Origin of the sequence: Nocardioides caricicola, assembly GCF_039541135.1 — a bacterium.
Lineage (GTDB): Bacteria > Actinomycetota > Actinomycetes > Propionibacteriales > Nocardioidaceae > Nocardioides > Nocardioides caricicola.
The window spans coordinates 325,223-345,409 of record NZ_BAABFQ010000006.1; the positions used below are offsets into that span (position 1 = coordinate 325,223).

The 20,187-nt window shown below is 72.4% G+C and carries 20 protein-coding genes; 8 read left to right on the forward strand and 12 right to left on the reverse strand.

Going from position 1 to position 20,187, the window contains the following annotated elements:
* The first annotated feature begins 27 nt into the window (after positions 1-27).
* Together ABD875_RS12875 and ABD875_RS12880 are read left to right on the forward strand one after the other, a co-directional pair.
* Positions 28-1,161, forward strand: coding sequence for a glycoside hydrolase family 3 N-terminal domain-containing protein (locus ABD875_RS12875; RefSeq protein ID WP_345177326.1), 1,134 nt, complete (start codon positions 28-30; stop codon positions 1,159-1,161).
* Positions 1,158-2,108 (forward strand): glutathione S-transferase family protein, encoded by a 951-nt coding sequence (locus tag ABD875_RS12880; RefSeq protein ID WP_345177328.1) that lies wholly within the window; start codon positions 1,158-1,160, stop codon positions 2,106-2,108. The genes ABD875_RS12875 and ABD875_RS12880 overlap by 4 nt, the downstream gene beginning before the upstream one ends.
* Positions 2,109-2,168: 60 nt before the next feature.
* Here the strand turns inward: ABD875_RS12880 and ABD875_RS12885 are convergent, their stop codons facing one another.
* From ABD875_RS12885 to ABD875_RS12895, 3 genes are all read right to left on the reverse strand, one after another.
* Positions 2,169-2,903: an SDR family NAD(P)-dependent oxidoreductase gene (locus ABD875_RS12885; RefSeq protein ID WP_345177331.1), complete on the reverse strand. Its 735-nt coding sequence runs from the start codon at positions 2,901-2,903 to the stop codon at positions 2,169-2,171.
* Between the two features lie 78 nt (positions 2,904-2,981).
* Positions 2,982-3,269 carry a DUF1905 domain-containing protein gene (locus ABD875_RS12890; protein ID WP_345177334.1) on the reverse strand — a complete coding sequence of 96 codons (288 nt, stop codon included), beginning with the start codon at positions 3,267-3,269 and terminating at the stop codon, positions 2,982-2,984.
* 10 nt (positions 3,270-3,279) lie between these two features.
* Positions 3,280-4,209, reverse strand: coding sequence for a glycoside hydrolase family 43 protein (locus ABD875_RS12895; protein ID WP_345177337.1), 930 nt, complete (start codon positions 4,207-4,209; stop codon positions 3,280-3,282).
* A gap of 125 nt (positions 4,210-4,334) precedes the next feature.
* On the opposite strand from ABD875_RS12895, the gene ABD875_RS12900 reads away from it, so the two are divergent.
* The 6 genes from ABD875_RS12900 (at position 4,335) to ABD875_RS12925 (ending at position 10,487) form a co-directional block, all read left to right on the forward strand.
* Complete coding sequence (locus ABD875_RS12900; protein ID WP_345177340.1) at positions 4,335-5,249, forward strand: cation diffusion facilitator family transporter; 915 nt, start codon at positions 4,335-4,337, stop codon at positions 5,247-5,249.
* Positions 5,250-5,447: 198 nt separating this feature from the next.
* The gene (gene pdhA, locus ABD875_RS12905; protein ID WP_425576193.1) at positions 5,448-6,620 is read left to right on the forward strand and encodes a pyruvate dehydrogenase (acetyl-transferring) E1 component subunit alpha; all 1,173 of its coding nucleotides are present in this window, start codon (positions 5,448-5,450) and stop codon (positions 6,618-6,620) included.
* Positions 6,617-7,594, forward strand: coding sequence for an alpha-ketoacid dehydrogenase subunit beta (locus tag ABD875_RS12910; protein WP_345177342.1), 978 nt, complete (start codon positions 6,617-6,619; stop codon positions 7,592-7,594). Before pdhA ends, ABD875_RS12910 begins: the two co-directional genes overlap by 4 nt.
* Positions 7,595-7,607: 13 nt before the next feature.
* Positions 7,608-8,999 carry a dihydrolipoamide acetyltransferase family protein gene (locus ABD875_RS12915; protein ID WP_345177344.1) on the forward strand — a complete coding sequence of 464 codons (1,392 nt, stop codon included), beginning with the start codon at positions 7,608-7,610 and terminating at the stop codon, positions 8,997-8,999.
* Positions 9,000-9,003: 4 nt separating this feature from the next.
* Positions 9,004-9,561, forward strand: coding sequence for a GNAT family N-acetyltransferase (locus ABD875_RS12920; protein ID WP_345177347.1), 558 nt, complete (start codon positions 9,004-9,006; stop codon positions 9,559-9,561).
* A complete protein-coding gene (locus ABD875_RS12925; RefSeq protein ID WP_345177350.1) occupies positions 9,549-10,487 on the forward strand; it encodes a DUF2804 domain-containing protein in 939 nt (312 codons plus the stop codon). The genes ABD875_RS12920 and ABD875_RS12925 overlap by 13 nt, the downstream gene beginning before the upstream one ends.
* On the opposite strand, the gene ABD875_RS12930 is transcribed toward ABD875_RS12925, so the two are convergent.
* From ABD875_RS12930 to ABD875_RS12970, 9 genes are all read right to left on the reverse strand, one after another.
* Entirely contained in the window at positions 10,488-11,618 is a 1,131-nt protein-coding gene (locus ABD875_RS12930; protein ID WP_345177354.1) for a right-handed parallel beta-helix repeat-containing protein, read from the reverse strand.
* Positions 11,619-11,627: 9 nt separating this feature from the next.
* Positions 11,628-12,896 (reverse strand): ArgE/DapE family deacylase, encoded by a 1,269-nt coding sequence (locus ABD875_RS12935; RefSeq protein ID WP_345177357.1) that lies wholly within the window; start codon positions 12,894-12,896, stop codon positions 11,628-11,630.
* Between the two features lie 19 nt (positions 12,897-12,915).
* Positions 12,916-13,710, reverse strand: a complete 795-nt coding sequence (locus tag ABD875_RS12940) for an SDR family oxidoreductase (protein WP_345177361.1) — start codon at positions 13,708-13,710, stop codon at positions 12,916-12,918.
* A gap of 112 nt (positions 13,711-13,822) precedes the next feature.
* Positions 13,823-15,298 carry a carboxyl transferase domain-containing protein gene (locus ABD875_RS12945; RefSeq protein WP_345177364.1) on the reverse strand — a complete coding sequence of 492 codons (1,476 nt, stop codon included), beginning with the start codon at positions 15,296-15,298 and terminating at the stop codon, positions 13,823-13,825.
* Entirely contained in the window at positions 15,295-16,281 is a 987-nt protein-coding gene (locus tag ABD875_RS12950; protein ID WP_345177367.1) for a Rossmann-fold NAD(P)-binding domain-containing protein, read from the reverse strand. The genes ABD875_RS12945 and ABD875_RS12950 overlap by 4 nt, the downstream gene beginning before the upstream one ends.
* Positions 16,282-16,322: 41 nt before the next feature.
* Complete coding sequence (locus ABD875_RS12955) at positions 16,323-17,744, reverse strand: M1 family metallopeptidase (RefSeq protein WP_345177371.1); 1,422 nt, start codon at positions 17,742-17,744, stop codon at positions 16,323-16,325.
* Positions 17,741-18,307: an RNA polymerase sigma factor gene (locus ABD875_RS12960; protein ID WP_345177374.1), complete on the reverse strand. Its 567-nt coding sequence runs from the start codon at positions 18,305-18,307 to the stop codon at positions 17,741-17,743. The genes ABD875_RS12955 and ABD875_RS12960 overlap by 4 nt, the downstream gene beginning before the upstream one ends.
* A gap of 62 nt (positions 18,308-18,369) precedes the next feature.
* Positions 18,370-19,173, reverse strand: a complete 804-nt coding sequence (locus tag ABD875_RS12965) for an ABC transporter permease (RefSeq protein ID WP_345177377.1) — start codon at positions 19,171-19,173, stop codon at positions 18,370-18,372.
* Complete coding sequence (locus tag ABD875_RS12970; protein ID WP_345177381.1) at positions 19,170-20,066, reverse strand: ABC transporter ATP-binding protein; 897 nt, start codon at positions 20,064-20,066, stop codon at positions 19,170-19,172. The genes ABD875_RS12965 and ABD875_RS12970 overlap by 4 nt, the downstream gene beginning before the upstream one ends.
* Positions 20,067-20,187: the final 121 nt, after the last annotated feature.

A 20,187-nucleotide genomic window follows, 5' to 3' on the forward strand; every position in this document is an offset into this window, starting at 1 on the left:
GCTGTCTCCTCGGGTAGCCTCCGCGCCGTGTTCTCCGCCGCCTTCGCCGCCCTCGTCGCCGCCGCGAGCATCGGGGTCCAGGCCCCGGCCGCTCCCGCGCCGGACCCGGCCGAGTCGGTGCTCCGGACGATGTCGCTGCCGCAGAAGGTGGGTCAGCTGTTCATGGTGGGCACGCCGGCCGACGAGGTCGACCGGGCGACGCGGGCGCAGATCGGCCGCTTCCACGTCGGCAACGTGATGCTGACCGGCCGCAGCTACGGCGGCGTCGACGCCCCCGCCCGGGTCTCGCGGACGATGCAGCGCGAGGTGTCCCGGTCCGCGACGGCCGGCGTACGCCTGTTCGTGGCGACCGACCAGGAAGGTGGCCTGGTGCGGGTCCTGCAAGGGCCCGGGTTCTCCGACATCCCGACCGCCCTGGAGCAGGGCACCTGGTCGACCCGGACGCTGCGCCAACGCGCCGCGACGTGGGCCGGCGAGCTGCGCCGGGCGGGGGTGAACCTCAACCTCGCGCCGGTGATGGACACCGTCCCGAGCCGCCGGGCCGCGAAGCACAACCCGCCGATCGGCGGCTACGACCGGGAGTTCGGGTTCACCACCACCCGGGTCGCGCGGCACGGCGTCGCGTTCCTGAAGGGGATGCGCGACGGCGGCGTCGCCAGCACCGTCAAGCACTTCCCGGGGCTGGGCCGGGTCCGCGCGAACACCGACACCAGCGCCGGCGTGACCGACCGGGTCACCCGCCGCGACGACCCGTACCTGAAGCCGTTCCGGGCCGGGATCGACGCCGGCGCGCCATTCGTGATGATGTCGACCGCGTTCTACGCACGGCTCGACCCGAAGAACCCGGCGGCGTTCTCGCGGTTCGTCGTCACCACGATGCTGCGCGGCGACCTCGGGTTCCGCGGCGTGGTGATCTCCGACGACCTGGCCCGGGCGCGCCAGGTGGCGTCGGTCCCGCCCGCGCAGCGGGCACTGCGGTTCATCCGGGCGGGCGGTGACGTCGTCCTGACCGTCGACCCGGACCCGCTGCCCGCGATGTACGGCGCCGTGCTCGACCGGGCGCGCAGCAGCCAGGCGTTCCGGGCGACCGTGAACGCCGCGGCGCTGCGGGTGCTGCGTGCCAAGGACCCTCAGGGACTGCTGCCTAGAGTGGCGCCATGAGCGACTCCGGGGAGTTCAAGCGCGACGCCACCTACATCCCGGACCGGATCACCCAGGACGCACGCAAGCCGGAGCACGGCCCGGTCGAGGGCGACCTGTGGCCCGTCGAGCCGGGCCGGTACCGGCTGGTCGCGGCGCGGGCGTGCCCGTGGGCGAACCGGGCGATCATCGTGCGCGGCCTGCTCGGGCTCGAGGACGTCATCTCGATGGGCCTGTGCGGCCCCACGCACGACGACCGCAGCTGGACGTTCGACCTCGATCCCGGTGGCCGCGACCCGGTGCTCGGCTACGAGCGGCTCCAGCAGGCCTACTTCCAGCGCTTCCCGGACTACGAGCGCGGCATCACGGTCCCGGCGGTCGTCGACGTCCGGTCGCGCGGCGTGGTGACCAACGACTATCCGTGGATCACCCACGACCTCTTCCACGAGTGGCGCGACTTCCACCGCCCGGACGCCCCGAACCTCTGGCCCGACGACCTCCGTGAAGAGATGGACGAGGTCATGGAGCGGGTGTACACGGAGGTCAACAACGGCGTCTACCGCTGCGGCTTCGCCTCCAGCCAGCGGGCGTACGACGCGGCGTACGACCGACTGTTCACCGCCCTGGACTGGCTCGAGGAGCGGCTCGCGGACCGGCGCTACCTCATGGGCGATGCGATCACCGAGGCCGACGTACGCCTCTTCACGACGCTGGCTCGCTTCGACGCGGTCTACCACGGGCACTTCAAGTGCAACCGGAACAAGCTGACCGAGATGCCGGTGCTGTGGGCCTACGCGCGCGACCTGTTCCAGACGCCCGGCTTCGGCGACACGATCGACTTCGACCAGATCAAGACGCACTACTACGTCGTGCACACGACCATCAACCCGACGCAGGTCGTGCCGAAGGGCCCGGATCCGAGCGGCTGGCTGACGCCGCACGGCCGCGAGCGCCTGCAGCGCCACTAGCCGCTCAGCCAGCCCAGTCCCTCGGCGACCTGCGGCAGGCCGTGGGCGGTCCCCCCGAGCTCACCAGGGCACGCGGCCCGCGGCGTCGAGGAAGGTGCCGGACGGCTCGTGCTCACCCAGCGTGGCCGCGCGCCACACGACCTCGGCGGCCTGCTCCGCGGTCAGGGGCGCCTGCGTCCGGTTGACCGGGGTCAGGTCCGTCTGGACGAAGCCGGGGCAGACGGAGGTGACCTTGACGGGGGTGTCGGCCAGCGCCTTCGCGAGCCCGATCGTCACGCTGTTCAACGCGGCCTTGGATGCCTGGTAGGCCGGGACGACCATGCCGTAGTACGGCGACTCCGGGTCGCCCTGGTCCGTGAGGGAGCCCATGGTGGTGCTGACGTTCACGATCCGCCCGGCTTCGCTGCGGCGCAGCAACGGCAGGAACGCCTCGAGGACGGCGACCGCGCCGATGAGGTTCGTCTCGAACGTCGCGCGGAACATGGTGGCGTCGACGACCTCGGCGGGGTCGGGGTTGGTGGCCTCGGGCAGCACGCCGGCGTTGTTGACCAGCACGTCGAGGTGACCGAACCGGCGCTCGACCTGCTCGGCGGCCCGTTGCACGCTGGCGTCGTCGGTGACGTCGAGCGGCAGCGCCGTCGCGGCCAGGCCGTCGTGGCGAAGTCGGTCGGCGGCCGCCTCGACGGCGCAGGCGCTACGAGCGGTGAGGATGACGTGCTGGCCGTCGCGGGCGAGTCGGTGCGCGGTGGCACGGCCGAGTCCGCGACCCGCTCCTGTGACGAGGGCGACCTTCATGGGATCAGTTCACCCGGTCGCCGGAGCTGGTGCTGGCGGGAATCGGTCTCGGCTCTGGACTGGCTGTCGCGAGCGCCTCTAGACGTCGATCGACAGCCGGACGCCGACGACCATGCCGAGCTCGATGCCCTCGGCCCGGCGGACCTTGTCCTTGAGCGGCACGACGTAGCTGCCGTCCTTGGGCCACAGCGACGTCGTCCACGCGGTGTCGCCGATGGTGACGGTCACCGGGACCATCCCCCAGCCGTAGGTCACCGCCGCCGCGGTCTCCCGGACCTGCTCGGCCTCGTCCTCGGGCACCCGGACGAAGTGGTACGGCGCGGGTCCGCGCCACTCCCAGACCTCGCCGCTGAACTCGAGCTCCACGCCGGTGACGTTAGTGCCGGGTGAGGAACCCGCGCACACGCGGAGCGCCGTGGCGCCAGTGCAGGTGCATCGCGTACATGACGCGCCGCCCGCCCGCCCAGCCGTGGAAGAACAGCAGCGGGCGCCGCTCGCTGCCACGGACGACGTCCGCCCCGCCGGGCCCGCAGATCCCGGTGTTCGCGCGCCGCAGCAGCGAGTGCGGGCGCGTCACGCGCAGGTGGTGCAGGGTGCGGGAGCGGCGCCAGACCGTCCGGTACTGGCAGTCGCCGAAGTGACCCTCGGACGTGAACAGCACCAGGTGCTTGCCGCGCTGGAGGAGGACCGGGTTCTCGACGACGTGCCGGCTGCGCAGCAGCATCCGCGGCTTCGCGTGCCGCGCGCGGTGCCGGCCGTCGCGGGTGAGCGGCAGCAGCTGGATCGTGCTCGGGAGCCCCTGGGTCTTGAACAGCAGGTACGGCCGGCCGTTCCGTCCCGTGAACGCCGACGGGTCGATCGCGCCGCGCGGCGGGCAGATCAGCGGCCTCGACCCGAGCGGGCGGAACTGGTCGAGCGCGGTGCGCGCGACCGCCACCCCGATGCAGCGCCGGTCGCCGCGACCGACCGCGGCCGAGTAGTACAGGCGCCAGCCGCCGGCCCGGGTCTGCACCAGGTCGGCCGCCCAGATCGCCTGGTTCCTCGCGGCCCAGTGGGGGAGACGCGGCAGCGCCGGACGGATCCGGTGCCACGGCCCCTGCGGCGTCCGGGCGATCGCCCGCTGCACGTGCGGGCTCGTCGAGATCGCCAGATAGCCGCCGTCGTACCGCACCACCGACGGGTCCGCGAACCCTCCGGCGCGGAACACCGGCGCCGCCTTCGCGACCGACTCCGCCTGCTGCGCCGACGCCGGGACCCCGCCCAGCTCGACCACCAGCGCCATCATGAGGGCAGCGACCAGCGCCACCCGAGATCCCCACCGCATTGCCACGCCCCACTGCTCGCACCCGATTGTGAGGCGACAGGATCACCCGCCCGGCCCCGTCGCCGCCGGTAAACGCGCCAACCCGTTCGAATTGCAACAATGGCCCCATGGGTCACGACCACGCGCACGCCGCCGGGCGGGCGGACGACCGCTCCCGGCTCCGCGTGGTCCTGTCCGTCACCGCGGTCGTGCTGGTGCTCGAGCTGGTCGGCGCGTGGCTCACCGGGTCGCTGGCACTGCTCGCCGACGCCGGCCACATGGCCACCGACGCCGCCGCGATCGTGCTGGCGCTCGGGGCGTCGTACGTCGCCGCCCGCGGCGGTGGCCCGCGCTCGACGTTCGGCCTGCACCGCGCGGAGATCCTCGCCGCGCTGCTGAACGCGGTGGTGCTCCTGGTCGTCTGCGGCTACCTCGCGTACGCCGGGGTCACCCGCCTGGTCGACCCGCAGCCGGTCGAGGCCGGCCCGATGGTGCTGTTCGCGCTGGTCGGCCTGCTCGCGAACGGCGTCTCCCTGGCGATCCTCAACCGGTCCCACACCGACTCGCTGAACATGCGCGGCGCCGCGAACGAGGTGTTCGCCGACCTGCTGGGCTCGGTCCTCGCCGTCGTCGCGGGCCTCGTGATGCTGCTGTGGGACCTCGAGCGCGCCGACTCCGTGGCCTCCCTGCTGATCGCGGCGATGATCCTGCCGCGCTCGCTGGTCCTGCTGCGCGACTCGGCGGCGGTCCTGCTCGAGGTGGCGCCGAAGGGACTCGACCTCGACGACGTCCGGGACCACCTGCTCGCCATGCCGGGGGTCGTCGACGTGCACGACCTGCACGCCTGGACGATCACCAGCGGCATGCCCAGCCTGTCCGCCCACGTGACGGTGTCCCAGGAGACCCTGGACGCCGAGGGCGTCGGGCGGATCCTGGACCGGCTGAGCGAGTGCACGGCCGAGCACTTCGACGTACGCCACTCGACCTTCCAGGTCGAGCCGGTCACCCACCAGGACCACGAGGACCTCGGCGAGGTGCACTGACCCGACCTGTCGGGGCGACCAGTCCGGACCCCACCGGATTGGCGAGCCCGACGATGCCCCCGGTAGGTTGTGGAGGCACGATTGTGTTCCGGGTCACAGGGCCGCACACCCCAGCGCGCCCGCGTCCGGTTCACCGATCAACAGGCAGAACTCGGCATGCGGAGACCCCGTCCAGCCGGCGACCTCGAAGGAGTGCACGTGACCCAGCAGCAAGCGGGTGAGACACCCGGCTTCGGCCCCGATCTGGTGGAGGTCTTCGGCCCTTCGCAGCAGGACGGCGGCCCCGAGCTCGTCCAGCTCCTGACGCCCGAGGGTGAGCGCGTCCACCACCCCGAGTTCGACCTCGACTTCTCCGCCGACCAGCTGCGCGGCTTCTACCGCGACATGGTGCTGACCCGGCGCATCGACACCGAGGCCACCGCGCTGCAGCGCCACGGCGAGCTCGGCATCTGGGCCCAGCTGCTCGGCCAGGAGGCCGCGCAGATCGGAGCCGGCCGCGCGCTGCGCCCCCAGGACTACGTGTTCCCGACCTACCGTGAGCACGGCGTCGCCTACTGCCGTGGCGTGAACCCGCTCGACCTGCTCGGCCTCTTCCGCGGCGTCGACCAGGGCTCGTGGGACCCGGCCGAGAACAACTTCGGCCTCTACACGATCGTGATCGGCGCCCAGACGCTGCACGCGACCGGCTACGCCATGGGCATGCAGCGCGACGGCGTCGTCGGCACCGGCGACCCCGACCGCGACGCCGCGGTGATCGCGCACTTCGGTGACGGCGCCTCCTCGCAGGGCGACGTGAACGAGTCGTTCATCTTCGCCGCGTCGTACAACGCCCCGGTCGTGTTCTTCTGCCAGAACAACCAGTGGGCGATCTCCGAGCCGATCGAGCGCCAGACCCGGATCCCGCTCTACCAGCGGGCCCTCGGCTTCGGCTTCCCCGGCGTCCGCGTCGACGGCAACGACGTGTTGGCGACGTACGCCGTCACGCAGGCCGCGCTGCAGCGGGCCCGGGACGGCCAGGGCCCGACGTTCGTCGAGGCGTACACGTACCGCATGGGCGCGCACACCACGACCGACGACCCGACGCGCTACCGGCTCTCCGACGACCTCGAGCGCTGGAAGCTCAAGGACCCGATCGCGCGGGTGGAGGTCTACCTGCGCCGCAACGGCCTCGCCGACGACGACTTCTTCGAGGCCGTCCAGCAGGAGGCCAACGACCTCGGCCACACCCTGCGCGAGGGCTGCAAGGCGCTGCCCGACCCGCAGCCGCTGAGCATCTTCGACCACGTCTTCACCGAGATGACCGAGGAGCTCGAGCAGCAGCGCGAGGGCTTCGACGCCTACCTCGCTTCGTTCGAGGGGGCGCACCGATGAGCAAGGTCACGCTGGCCAAGGGCCTGAACATGGGCCTGCGCAAGGCCATGGAGGACGACCCGAAGGTCCTGCTCATGGGTGAGGACGTCGGCAAGCTCGGCGGGGTCTTCCGGATCACCGACGGCCTGCAGAAGGACTTCGGCGAGGACCGCGTCATCGACAGCCCGCTCGCGGAGTCCGGCATCGTCGGCACCGCGGTCGGCCTCGCGCTGCGCGGCTACCGCCCGGTCGTCGAGATCCAGTTCGACGGGTTCGTCTACCCGGCGTACGACCAGATCGTCTGCCAGGTCGCCAAGATGACGTTCCGCAGCCAGGGCAAGATCAAGATGCCGATGGTCATCCGGATCCCGTTCGGTGGCGGCATCGGCGCGGTCGAGCACCACAGCGAGTCGCCGGAGGCGCAGTTCGCGCACACGCCGGGCCTCAAGGTGGTCGCCTGCTCGAACCCGGTCGACGGCTACTGGATGATCCAGCAGGCCATCGCGTGCGACGACCCGGTGATCTTCCTCGAGCCGAAGCGGCAGTACCACGCCGACAAGGCCGAGCTCGACGAGACCGCGTCGCCCGCTCCGCTGTTCACCTCGCGCGTGGTCCGCGGCGGCACCGACGTGACGGTGCTGGCGTACGGCCCGACCGTGAAGACCGCGCTGTCCGCCGCGGAGGCGGCCGCCGGCGAGGGCAAGTCGATCGAGGTCATCGACCTCCGCACGCTCTCGCCGCTGGACATGGCGCCGGTCTACGAGTCGGTACGCCGCACCGGCCGCGTGGTCGTCACCCACGAGGCGCACGTCAACCTCGGCATGGGCGCCGAGCTCGCCGCCCGGATCACCGAGAACTGCTTCTACTCGCTGGAGGCTCCGGTGCTGCGGGTCGGCGCGTTCGACACCCCCTACCCGCCGTCGCGGATCGAGGAGGACTACCTCCCCGACCTCGACCGGGTGCTGGACGCCGTCGACCGCTCCCTCGATTTCTAGGCCTGGAGTTCTGATGCCCGAGTACAAGCTGCCCGACGTCGGCGAGGGCCTCGTCGAGGCCGAGATCGTCAGCTGGAAGGTCAAGGTCGGCGACGTCGTCGACATCAACGACATCGTCGTCGAGATCGAGACCGCCAAGTCGATCGTGGAGCTGCCGACGCCGTACGCCGGCGCGGTGACCGCGATCCTCGTGTCCGAGGGCGAGATGGTCTCCGTCGGCACCCCGATCATCGCGATCGGCGAGGAGGTCGTGGCGAGCGCGCCGCAGCCCCCGCAGCCGGAGGCCGACCTCGGCGAGATGGACCTGTCGAACCCGGCCGCGTCCGGCGGTGGTGAGGGCGAGTCCCTGGTCGGCCGGAACAAGGCCGACCGCGGCCCCGTCCGCCGCGCCCGCAAGGTGGCGAGCGGCGCCGCCGCCGCGCACTGGCAGACCCAGGCGGCCTTCGAGGTCGGTGCCGCGCCGATGGTCGAGGCCGACGAGGAGCCGGTGCCGTCGGCGCCCGCTCCGGTCGGTGCGGCCCCGGCGGTGCACGTGCTGGCCAAGCCGCCGGTGCGCAAGCTGGCCAAGGACCTCGGCGTCGACATCGCCACCTGCCGCGCGTCCGGCCCGAACGGCACGGTGTCGCGGGAGGACGTCGAGGCGGCTGCCTCGGGGGTGACCTACACCGGGACCTACGAGCAGGTGGCCCGGGCCGGCGCCGACCGCGAGACTCGCGAGCCGATCAAGGGCGTGCGCAAGATGATGGCGCAGGCGATGAGCCAGTCGGCCTTCACCAGCCCGCACGTCACCGAGTGGGTCACCGTCGACGCGACCCGCACGATGGAGCTGGTCGAGCGCCTGAAGGCGCGCCGCGAGTTCCGCGACGTCAAGGTCAGCCCGATGCTGGTGCTCGCGCGGGCGTGCATCCTCGCGATGCGTCGTACCCCCGAGATCAACTCGTGGTGGGACGACGCCGCGCAGGAGGTCGTCTACAAGAGCTACGTGAACCTCGGCATCGCCGCGGCCACGCCGCGGGGCCTGGTCGTCCCGAACATCAAGGACGCCGAGTGCCTGACGCTGCTCGAGCTCGCCGAGGCGCTCGGCGGCCTCGTCGACACCGCGCGGTCCGGCAAGACGCAGCCGGCCGAGATGAGCGGCGGCACCTTCACGATCACCAACGTCGGGGTCTTCGGCGTCGACGCGGGCACGCCGATCATCAACCCGGGCGAGTCCGCGATCCTCTGCTTCGGCGCGGTCAACAAGCGCCCGTGGGTCGACGAGGCGACCGGTGAGATCGTCGCGCGCGACGTCACCACGCTGGCGCTGTCCTTCGACCACCGGCACATCGACGGCGAGAAGGGCTCGCGGTTCCTGGCCGACGTCGCCGGGATCCTCGAGGACCCCGCATCGGCGCTGCTGTTCTGAGCGGATGGCCCTCGCCACCCCGACGCTGACCACGGCCCGTCTGCGGCTGCGACCCTTCGAGGACGCGGACGCGGACGGGCTGTGGGCACTGCACAGCGACGCGCACGTGCTGCGGTACTGGGACGGGCCGCCGTGGACCGACCCCGCGCGAGCCGCGACGTTCCTCGCGTCGTGCCGGCAGCTGGCGGAGGACGGCACCGGGGCACGGCTGGCGGTGGACCGGCTCGCCGACGGGGCGTTCCTGGGCTGGTGCACGCTGAGCCGGGTGAACCCGGGGTTCCGCAGCGCCGCGCTCGGCTACTGCTACCTCCAGACGTCGTGGGGCCGGGGCTACGCCACCGAGGCCGCGCGAGCGGTGCTGCAGTGGGCGTTCGACACGCTCGACCTGAATCGGGTCCAGGCCGAGACCGACACCCGCAACGCCGCGTCGGCGCGGGTGCTGGAGAAGCTCGGCTTCCAGCGTGAGGGCACGCTGCGTCAGGACTGCATCGTGGACGGCGTCGTGTCGGACACATGGGTGTTCGGCCTGCTCAGGTCAGACTGGCGTCCGTGCGAGAGCTGACCGACCCGACCGACCTCTGCCTGCCGAACGGCCGCCTGAACGACACGGCGGTCGGGTGGGCGCGCCGCCCGCTGGTGCGCCCCAACCTGCGCGGCTGGGGCCGCGCGAAGCGGTGGGAGTACTGGGGCGTGGTCACCGAGCGCTTCTGCCTCGGGCTGGTCGTGTCGTCGCTCGACTACGCCGGCGTCTGCTCGCTCTGGCTGCTCGACCGCGAGTCCGGCCGGACCTGGGAGAGCGAGGCGGTGCCGCCGCTCGGCCGCGGCGTCACGATGCCGGCGTACGGCGAGGTCGCGTCCGTCGTGTCGAAGGACCTCCGGATCGAGGTGTCCGACCACGCGCTGCGTGCGAGCGCCCCGGGGGTCGAGGTCGAGCTGGACGTCGCGCCCGGCGCGGACGTGCTCGGGGTGGTGGTGCCGTGGAGCAGCCGCCGGTTCCAGTACACCGTCAAGGACGTCTCGCGTCCGGTCTCCGGGCGGATCGAGGTCGACGGCACGTCGTACGACGTCACCGGCTGGGGCGTGCTCGACCACGGCCGCGGCAAGTGGCCCTACTCCGTCACGTGGAACTGGGCCGCCGGGTCGGCTGAGGGCCGCGGCCTGACGCTCGGCGGGAAGTGGACCGACGGCACCGGCGTCACCGAGAACGGGCTGTTCGTCGACGGGCGGTTGCACAAGATCCAGGCCGACCTGGTGTGGGAGTACGACACTGCCGACTGGCTCCGGCCGTGGCGCATCCACGGTGACGGGATCGACGCGACGTTCACGCCGTTCCACGAGAAGGTGTCACGCACCAACCTCGTCGTGCTCGCGAACGAGACGCACCAGTGCTTCGGGCACTGGTCGGGCTGGGCTGCGGCCGACGACGGCGCGCGGGTGAGCCTGGACGGCCTGGTCGGCTGGGCCGAGGAGGCCAGGAACCGCTGGTAGTCAGCGGCGCTCGTAGGCGCCGACGTCGACGCGGCCGACCACCGGCCGGAGCACCTGTCCGGCGGGGTGGACGTACTCCCAGCGCGGTCGCCACCGCCGCGGGACCGGCACGCCGCGGTCGACGGCGCGGGAGTCGGCCCGCAGGCGGTAGTCGCCGTGCGCCAGGTCGACGAACGACGGGGGGCCGACCCGCAGGTTGGCCTTCTCCGGGAGGCCGGCCCTCGAGGCGAGGTCGCCCGGGCCGACGAGCAGGTTGTTGCGCAGCCGGGGGAGGCTGTCGTCCGTGACGTTGACGAACGTCCCGGTCCGGTGCTGGTTCACGAACGTGTTGCCGATGACCCAGAGCTCCCGCGCCCCGGTGATCCCCTCGGCGCCGAAGGAGACCAGGGCGGAGTTCTCGGAGTGCGGCCCCTGGACGATCACGTTGCCCGCGATCAGCGAGAGCCCGCCGTTCGGCAGGTCGATGGAGTAGCTCGCGGTGGAGTTGCGGTCGGTGATCAGGTTGCCGATGACGGTGTTCTCCGCGGCGCGCGACTTGAGCTCGTGGCCGACCCGAGCACCCCAGATGTAGCTGCCCGTGACGGTCAGCGACCGGACCGCGCCGACGTAGATGTTGTGCGTCTGCCCGTCGCCGGCGCCGTTGCGGAAGAACCGCGACCGCTTGATCACGATGTCGCTCGCGGGGTCCGCGCCGGTGAGGATGCCGTCCTGGTTGTGGTGGAACCAGCTCCGCGTGATCGTGAGGTCGGTGCCCTCCTGGCGGATGCCGGCGCCGTTGCCGTCGGGGACGGTCGCGCCGCTGAACTCGATCCGGTCGACGGTCGCGCGGTCGCCGGCGATCACCCAGATCGCCTTGCCCTGAGCGCTCTCGCCACCGGCGCGCAGGTGGGCCCGTCCGCCGACGCCGCGCAGAGTGAGGTCGTCCTGGGTCCAGGTCGCGACGTCGCCGGTGTAGGTGCCGGCGTCGATGAGCACCGTGTCACCGTCACCCGCGACCGCGGCGGCCGCGCTGGGAGTCCGGAGCTCGCGGTCGGGACCGACGCGCCACGTGCGCGGGCCGCCGGCGTCAGCAGGGCCGAGGGTCGCGGTGCAGAGGAGGCACCCGAGGATCACCGAGAGGGTTCGCCGCATGCGCCCTGTCTACCGGCAGGTGCGCAGCAGTGCCAGCACGAGGCTCTCGGTGACCGCGACCAGCTCGTCGATCGGCACCGACTCCTCGGGGCCGTGCGCGAGGCGCACGTCGCCCGGCCCGTAGTGCAGGGTCGGCACCCCGGCGCCGGCGTACAGCCGCAGGTCGCTGCCGTACGGCGCCCCGCGCTCGCGCGGCCGCGGCCCCCGGGTGACGTCGGCGTGCGCGGTCGCGACCAGGTCGTAGAGCGCCCGGTCGGCCTCGGCGTACGCGCCACTCGCGAACTGCCCGCCGGTCCAGGCGACCGTCGGCGGGTGCTCGCGCAGGAACGGGTCGCTCGCCGCCGCCGTCGCGACCGCCTCCTCGAGCTCGGCCCGGGCGGCGTCGGGGTCCTCGCCCAGCGCGATGCCGAGCCGGCCCTCCGCGACCAGCAGGTCGGGGACGCTGCTGGCCCAGTCGCCGCACGAGACCTTGCCGATCGAGAGCGGGTAGGCGACCGGGTACTCCGCCATCAGCGGGTGCACGTCGCGGTTGCGGCGGTCCTCGAGCGCGGCGAGCGCGGCGTGCAGGGGGAAGAACTTCTCCAGCGCGCTGACGCCGGCGTACGCCGTGCTGCCGTGGGTCGCGACGCCCGGCACCCGCAGCTCGAACGTGAGGGCGCCGGCGTTCGCGGTCGTGATCGTGCCGCTGGTCGGCTCGGTGATGATGCAGGCCCGGCCGCGGTGCCCGCGGTCGAGGGTGGCGAACGCGCCGAGGCCGCCGTCCTCCTCGCCGACCACGAGGTGCAGGGCGTACGGCTTGGAGAGCGTGATGCCCGAGGCGCGGATCGCCCGGACCGCAGCCAGGTTCGCGACGACTCCGGCCTTCATGTCACAGGTGCCGCGGCCGTGCACGTCGCGCCCCTCGACGGTCGCGGTGAAGGGGTCGTGGCGCCACTGCGTGAGGTCACCGCCGGGCACCACGTCGACGTGCCCTTGGAGCACCAGCTCGGGCTCGCCCTCGCCGGAGGTCGCGACCAGGCCCCAGGACTCGGTGCGGGTCGCCTCCCAGCCGGGGAACGCCGGGTCGCTGGTCAGACGGGGGAGGTCGAGCGACCACAGGTCGATGTCGAGGTCGAGCTCACCCAGCTGCTTGGCGATCAGGTGCTGCACGTCGGACTCGGCGTCCGAGCCGCTGACGGACGGGACCGCGATCAGGTTGACGAGGTCGCGCACGAGCTCGCGCTCGTCGACGAAGGCGAGAGCGCGGAGCTCGAGGTCGGAGAGATCGCGGTGGGACACCCGAAAACGGTAAGGGGCGTCAGGGCTCTATGTCCGTGACTTCCCAACCTTGGGGCGAGATCGGGTGGAGCATCGCGTCGGTGCCGCCGTCGACGAACAGGACGGCGCCGACGATGTTCTCGGCCGCCAGCAGGAACGCGACGGCCGAGGCGATCTCGTCGGGCCGCGTGGTGCGGCCGGTCGCGGTCGGGTAGGCGTCGATCGCCGGGCCGAAGACCGGGTCCGCGCGCATCCGCTCGACCATCGGCGTCTCGGTCGCGCCCGGCGCCACGGAGTTGAGCCGGATGCCCGCGCCGGCCCACTCCGGCTTCACGCCCTCCCGCCGCGCCCACCAGGCCAGCGCCGCCTTGGTCGAGGGGTAGACCATCACCGACTCGACCTTGGCCGCCTCGGCCCGGGCCGTCGCCTCGTCGTCGCGCAGGCACGCCTGGGCCACCGGGGCGTTCCAGCCCGGCATCCCGGTGATGGAGTTGGAGGCGAGCAGCACCACGCCCGCACCGTTCGCGGCGGTCAGCTCGGCGTGCAGCCCGGTGACCAGCGCGATCGCGCCGAAGTAGTTCACCGACACCACCAGTTGCGAGTCCACGCCGGTCTGCCCGGCGATCCCGGCCGCCGGCACCAGCCCGTGCACGACGTCGGTCAGCGCGCGTACGCCGGCCACCGCGGCCGCCCGGCCCTCCGGGGTGCCGAGGTCGGCGGTGACGTCCGCGTCCCGCAGGTCGACCGTGATCACCCGATGCCCCTGCTCGCGCAGCAGCCCCGCCGTCGCCGCCCCGATCCCCGACGCTGCCCCGCTCACGACGTACGTCTTCATGGCCCGGAACTGTAACGCGTTCTACTTCTCCGTGCTCCCGTCGCTTGTAACGCGGGGTTAGGACCTCTGGTGACCCCGAAATTTCAGGGTGACCAGAGGTCCTAACCCCGCGTTACAAGTAGCGGCGGGCGCGGTCGGCAGGCGAGCCGGGCCCGGCGTCGAGCAGCGCGGCGAGCTCGTGCTCCAGCACCGCACCGACCCGCTGGCAGAACGCCTCGGGCTCGTCGGCGGCGTCGGGGAGCTCGGCGACGATCCGGTCGACGATGCCGCGGTCGAGGAGGTCGAGCGCGCGCACCTGCTGGGCGCGCGCCATGTCGGGCGCATGCGAGAGGTCGCGGTGCACGATCGCGCTGGCGCCCTCCGGCGGCAGTGGCGAGAGCCAGGCGTGCTGGGCGGCGATCACCCGGTCGGCGGGCAGGAAGGCGAGCGCGCCGCCGCCGTTGCCCTCGCCGAGCATCAGGCACAGCGTCGGCGCCTCGAGCGTCACCAGGTCCGACAGGCAGCGCGCGATCTCGCCGGCGAGACCGCCGTTCTCGGCCTCGGCCGACAGCGCCGCGCCCTGGGTGTCGATCACCGTCACCAGCGGCAGCCCGAGCTCGGACGCCAGCCGCATCCCTCGTCGCGCCTCGCGCAGCGCTTCCGGCCCCATCGGGTGCTCGGTGGTCTGCCCGCGCCGGTCCTGGCCGAGGAACACGCACGGCGCGTTGCCGAAGCTGACCAGCGCCAGCATCAGCCCGGGGTCGTGCTCGCCCTGCCCGGTGCCGTTCAGGGGTACGACGTCGCTGGCGGCGTACTTCAGCAGCCGGCGCACCCCGGGCCGGTCCGGGCGCCGCGAGCGGGTGACCGCGTCCCAGGTGTCGACGTCGGGGAGCGGGGTGAGCGGGATCGGCGCGGGCACCGGCCGGACGCCGTGGCGCGGCGCGAGGAGGATCGTCAGCGCCCGGTCGAGGATCTCGGCGATCTCCTCAGGTGGCAGCACCGCGTCGATGATCCCGCGGGCGTAGAGGTTCTCGGCGGTCTGCACGTCGGGCGGGAACGGCTTGCCGTACAGCGCCTCGTACACCCGCGGCCCCAGGAAGCCGACCAGCGCCCCGGTCTCGGCGACCGTCATGTGGCCGAGCGAGCCCCACGACGCCATCACGCCGCCGGTGGTGGGGTGGCGCAGGTAGACGAGGTACGGCAGCCCGGCGGCCTTGTGCGCCGCGACCGCCTCGGTGATCCGCACCATCTGCACGAACGCCGGGGTGCCCTCCTGCATGCGGGTCCCACCGCTCACCGGTCCGGCGAGCAGCGGCAGCCCCTCGGCGGTCGCGCGGTTGATCGCCGCGATCAGCCGGTCCGCGGCGGCGCGGCCGATGGAGCCGGCGAGGAACGCGAACTCGCCCATCACGACCGCGACCCGGCGGCCCTTCATCAGGCCCTCGCCGGTCAGCACGGACTCGTCGCAGCCGCTCTTCTCCTGCGCGGCGGTCAGTTCGGCGGCGTACTCGGGCGAGACACCGGTGCGGTCGGGCGCGACGTCCCAGGACGTCCAGGAGCCCTCGTCGAGGACGAGGTCGATGAGCTCGGCGGCCGACAGGCGGGTCACTCCCGCAGGCTATGCCAGGCCGCGAGCACCGCGGCCTCCTTGTCCCGTGACATTCCGCTCACGACCGCGTCCGGCGTGGCGCGCTGCCAGGCGAGCGTGTCGCGCGCGGTGTCCGCCAGCGGGCGCAGCACCAGCCCGGCGGCGTACGACGGAGCAGGGTCGTGCGACCCGAGCCCGTCGTACTCGGGGCGGGGCAGCCACAGCGGCAGCGACTCCGGACCCATCCAGGGCTCGACGCCCTGCTCGGCGAGGAACTCCTGCGGGACCCACGTCAAGGTGGCGTCGCTGTTCACGCCCACGGCGACCTGGGCGATGAGGTCGCGGATCGGCAGGACCTCGCCGACGCCGTCGTAGTCGCCCGTCGTGCGCTGCTCCGCGCAGGTCACGATCCAGGCCGCCAGGTCGCGGGCGTCGATGACCTGCATCAGGTCCTCGGGCAGTCCGCCGGCCAGGGCGGCGCCGCCCTCGGCGAGCCGCACCGGCCAGTACGTGAACCGGCCGGTCGGGTCCTCGGGGCCGACGATCAGCCCGGGTCGGATCACGGTCCACGAGGCCGCACCGTCGCGGACGATCTGCTCGCACGCGACCTTCATCGGGCCGTAGGACTCGGGGTCGGTCTTGAGGTCGCGGTCCTCGGGCTGCGGCTCGCGCAGCGGCACCGTCCCCGGCCGACCGTTCGGGATCGAGTCGTCGGCGTACACGTTCACCGTCGACACGAACACCCAATGCGCGTCCGGCCACGCCGCGACGCCCTTGCGCACCCACGACGGGATCCGGCCGACGTCGACGACCGCGTCGTACGACGCCGCGGCCAGCTCGTCCGGGACGTCGTCGTACCGGTCCCACTGGGTGAAGGTCGCCCCCTCGGGCACCGAGCCCGAGGTCCCCCGCGTCGCACAGGTCACCTCGTGCCCGCGCGCGAGGGCGTCGACCGCGACCGCCTTGGACAGGAACACCGAACCACCGAGCACCAGGATCTTCACGAGCGCCACGCTGTCGCGGAAGACCAGTCAGGGCAAGCGATTCAGCCCTCAGCAGACGGCGACTGCTCCGACAGCAGCCACTCGTCGAAGAACGCCGAGAGGTCCTCGCCGGTCTGCTCGGACCACCACGCGGTGATGTCGTCGTAGCCGGCGTTGCCGAACGCGTTCGCCTCCGGCCACTCCCGCACCAGCCGCCAGAACTCCTCGTCACCGATCTGCTCGCGCAGCTCGTGCCACATCACCGCGGGGATGTAGTAGACGTTCGCGGCGCCGAAGTCCTCGGGGTCGAACGCCGCCGGCGGCCCCGAGTCGCCGCGCAGCGAGGCGTCGTACGTCGCCCACTCGGCCATCAGCTCGTCGAGCTCCGGGCCACGGTGCTCCGCGGTCCAGACGCCCTGGAGGTACATCGCCATGCCCTCGTTCATCCAGACGTCGCGCCAGTCCCGCGGGGTCACGAGGTCGCCGTACCACTGGTGCGCGGCCTCGTGGACGAGCACCTCCGGCGACGTGGCGTACTTGGTGTCGCCGAGCGTGATCATCGTCTGCGTCTCCATGCCGCTCGTCGAGTCGACGACGAGGTAGCCGAGGCTGTCGAACGGGAACGGCCCGAGCCGCTCCTCCAGCCAGTCGACCGCTGCCGGCGCCTCACGCATCCGCTCGATCAGCTCGGGCTGGTCGGCGGGGGTCCAGTAGGACATCGGCAGTCCGGAGGCGGATTCGTCCTCGGTCATCGTGAACTCGCCGATCGCGATCGTGACGAGGTACGACGACGCCGGCGACGTCAGCTCCCACGCCGTGATCGTGGTGCCGTCCCGCTCGCGCCGGGAGACGAGCTCGCCGTTGGCCACGCCCACCGCCGGGGCCGGGGCGCTGATCCGGAAGGAGTAGGTCGCCTTGTCCGACGGCTGGTCGTTGACGGCGTACCAGGTGTAGGCGCCGAACGGCTCCTGCATCGTCCACACCTGACCGGACGGCGACACCGTCCAGCCGACGTTCGCGATGTCGGTGCGCTCCGTCGGCGCGGGTACCGCCTCGGGGGTGCCGGCGTAGTCGATGTGCACGAGGTAGCGCCGGTCCGCCGCCACCGGCTGGTGGATGACCAGGTCCTTGCCGACGTGGTCGAACCGCACCCGCATCCCGGCGACCTCGACGTCGACGACCTCGAGCGGGTCGCCGAGGTCGAGCTGGATGTGCGGCGCGCGCGCCGTCGCCCGGAGCCGCACGGTCTCCGAGCCGGTGAGGGTCTGCGAGGCGGGATCCCAGTCCAGGTCGAGGTGGTAGCTGAGCACGTCGACACCCGGGTCGCCGACCTCCGGGTAGACGCGGTCCTCGACGGGCTCGTCGACCGGGGTCGTGGCCGCGGACGTCGTCGTCGGCCCCGCCGGCGATGGCTCGGAGCCGTCGGAGGTGCACGCGGTGAGCAGCAGGGCCGCGGCGGTGAGAGCTGCGGCGACGGTCCTCATTCGCTGCCTCGGAGCAGGGGGCGCGCGAGCTTGCGGCCGTGGTGGATCTGCGCCTTCACGGTGCCGAGCGGGGCGCCGACCAGCCGGGCGATCTCCTCGTACGGCAGGCCGTAGACGTCGCGCAGCAGCAGCGGCTCGACGAACTGCGGGTGGTCGCGCTCGATGGTCTCCATCGCCTCGAGGAGGTCGAGGCGGGTGCCGGCGATGACGCTGGTCGTGCGCGGGTCGGGCCGGTCGAGCGGGCCGAAGTCCTGCGGGTCGGTGGCGGTCGCCTGGTTCCTCATCCGCCGGTACGTCGACCGGGCGCTGTTGACCGCGACGACGTGCATCCAGGTGGTGAACCGGCCGCGCCCGCCCCAGCCGCCGATCTTGTTGGCGATGTTGATCAGCGCCTCCTGGCACGCGTCCTCCGCGTCAGGCAGGTGCGGCAGCACGCCGCGGCAGACGTTCAGGGCACGTGGCCGGATCGCCGTGAGCAGCGCCTCCAGCGCGTCCCGGTCGCCTGCCTGTGCCCGCCGGGCGAGCTCGTCGAGCTCGTCCGGACCCAGCGCTTCCTCCACCATGCAACGCACCCTTCCCCGTCGACCAGACAGTAGTCGGCCGACGGGGAAGGGTGATCGAAGCGTTACTTCACCTCGGAGCGGAGCACGGACCAGATGCCCACCGTCAGCGGGAGCACCAGCCAGAACAGGCCGGTCACCCCGAGCTGGGCCCACTCCTGGCCGCTCATGGCGCCGTCGAACAGGGCGCCCTGGGCGTAGTTGAAGTCCACCCACTGCTGCTTGTCCGCGAACCAGTCCTGGGTCTCGGCGAGCACGGTGGTGATCGTCGGCAGGACCAGGCTGTAGACGAAGTAGGCGACGATCGCGCCGGGCGAGTTGCGGATCAGCACGCCGAGCATGAAGCCGACCGCCATGCCGAGGATGTTCGCCAGGATGATGTAGGAGAACTCGACCACGGACACGTTCCAGACAGCGTCGACGCCGAGGATCGCGGAGCCGAGCAGGTTGCCGACCGCGCCGATCGCGGCGGCCACGAGCATCGACGTCACGCCGACGATGAGCGCCACGATCGCCTTGCCGGTGATGACCCGGCCACGGTGCGGCACCAGCGTGAACGACGTCAGGCCGGTGCGCTGGCTCCACTCGCTGGTGATCGACAGGATCGCGATCATCGGCAGGATCACCGCCATCGGGAACCCGAACGCGGTCGCGAAGGTCTCGTAGGTGATCTCGCTGTCGGGCGCGAAGAGGATCACCGCACCGGTGGCGATGACCGACACGATCCCGATGCTGGCCAGGAGCCAGAAGCCCGAGCGGGTGTCGAACGACTTGCGCAGCTCGACGCCGACGATCCGCGACATCGGGATCCGGCGGGGTGCGGGCTTGGCGGCGCGGGCGACCTCGCGCTCGATCACTGCGGTGCTCATGCTGCTGCTCCTTCACGCTGGGTCTCTGCGGTGAGCTCGAGGAACATCTCCTCGAGGCCGGCGCCCTCGGCGGCGCGCAGCTCGGTGAGCGCGACACCTGCGGAGAGCGCCACCTGGCCGACCACGTCCGGGTCGGCGTCGACGCGAAGCGCGTCGGTGATCTCGCTGAAGTGCAGCCCGGCCGTAGCGAGGGCGTTCGACAGCGTGGGTACGTCGCGGGTGCGGACCAGCGTTCCGGCCGCGGCGAGCAGGTCGGACTTCGTGCCCTGGGCGACGATCCGGCCCTGGCCGATGACGACCAGGTCGTCGGCGATGACCTCGATCTCGTGCAGCAGGTGGCTGCTGAGCAGCACGGTGCCGCCCTGGTCGGCGTACCCGCGCAGCAGGTCGCGCATCCAGCGGATGCCGGCCGGGTCGAGGCCGTTGGCGGGCTCGTCGAGGATCAGCACGCCGGGGTCGCCGAGCAGCGCGGTCGCGATGCCGAGGCGCTGGCGCATGCCGAGCGAGTAGTTGCGGACCCGGCGGCCGGCCTCGGTCGGGGTCAGGCTGACCCGCTCGAGCATCTCGTCGACGCGGCCCTTGGGCAGGCCCATCGTCTGCGCCGCGATCGTGAGGATCTCGCGACCGGTGCGGCCGGCGTGCTGGGCGGACGCGTCGAGGAGGACGCCGACCTCCAGGCCGGGGTTCGGGAGGTCGGCGTACCGCCGGCCGTCGATCGTGGCGGTGCCGGAGCTGGCGGGGGTGAGCCCGACCATGATCCGCATCGTCGTGGACTTGCCGGCGCCGTTCGGCCCGAGGAAGCCGGTGACCCGGCCCGGGCGGGCGTCGAAGCTGACGTCGTCGACGGCCTTGAAGCCGCCGTAGCTCTTGTTGAGGGACTCGACCTTGATCATGTCCTCAACCCTCGCGGCGAGCGGGGTGGGCGCACATCGGGGAAGGACGGCGCCCTGTCCCTGACCCGACCCCGAGAGATCTCGGGGTCGGACCCCTGCTTTGGCATGATGCACGCGTGTC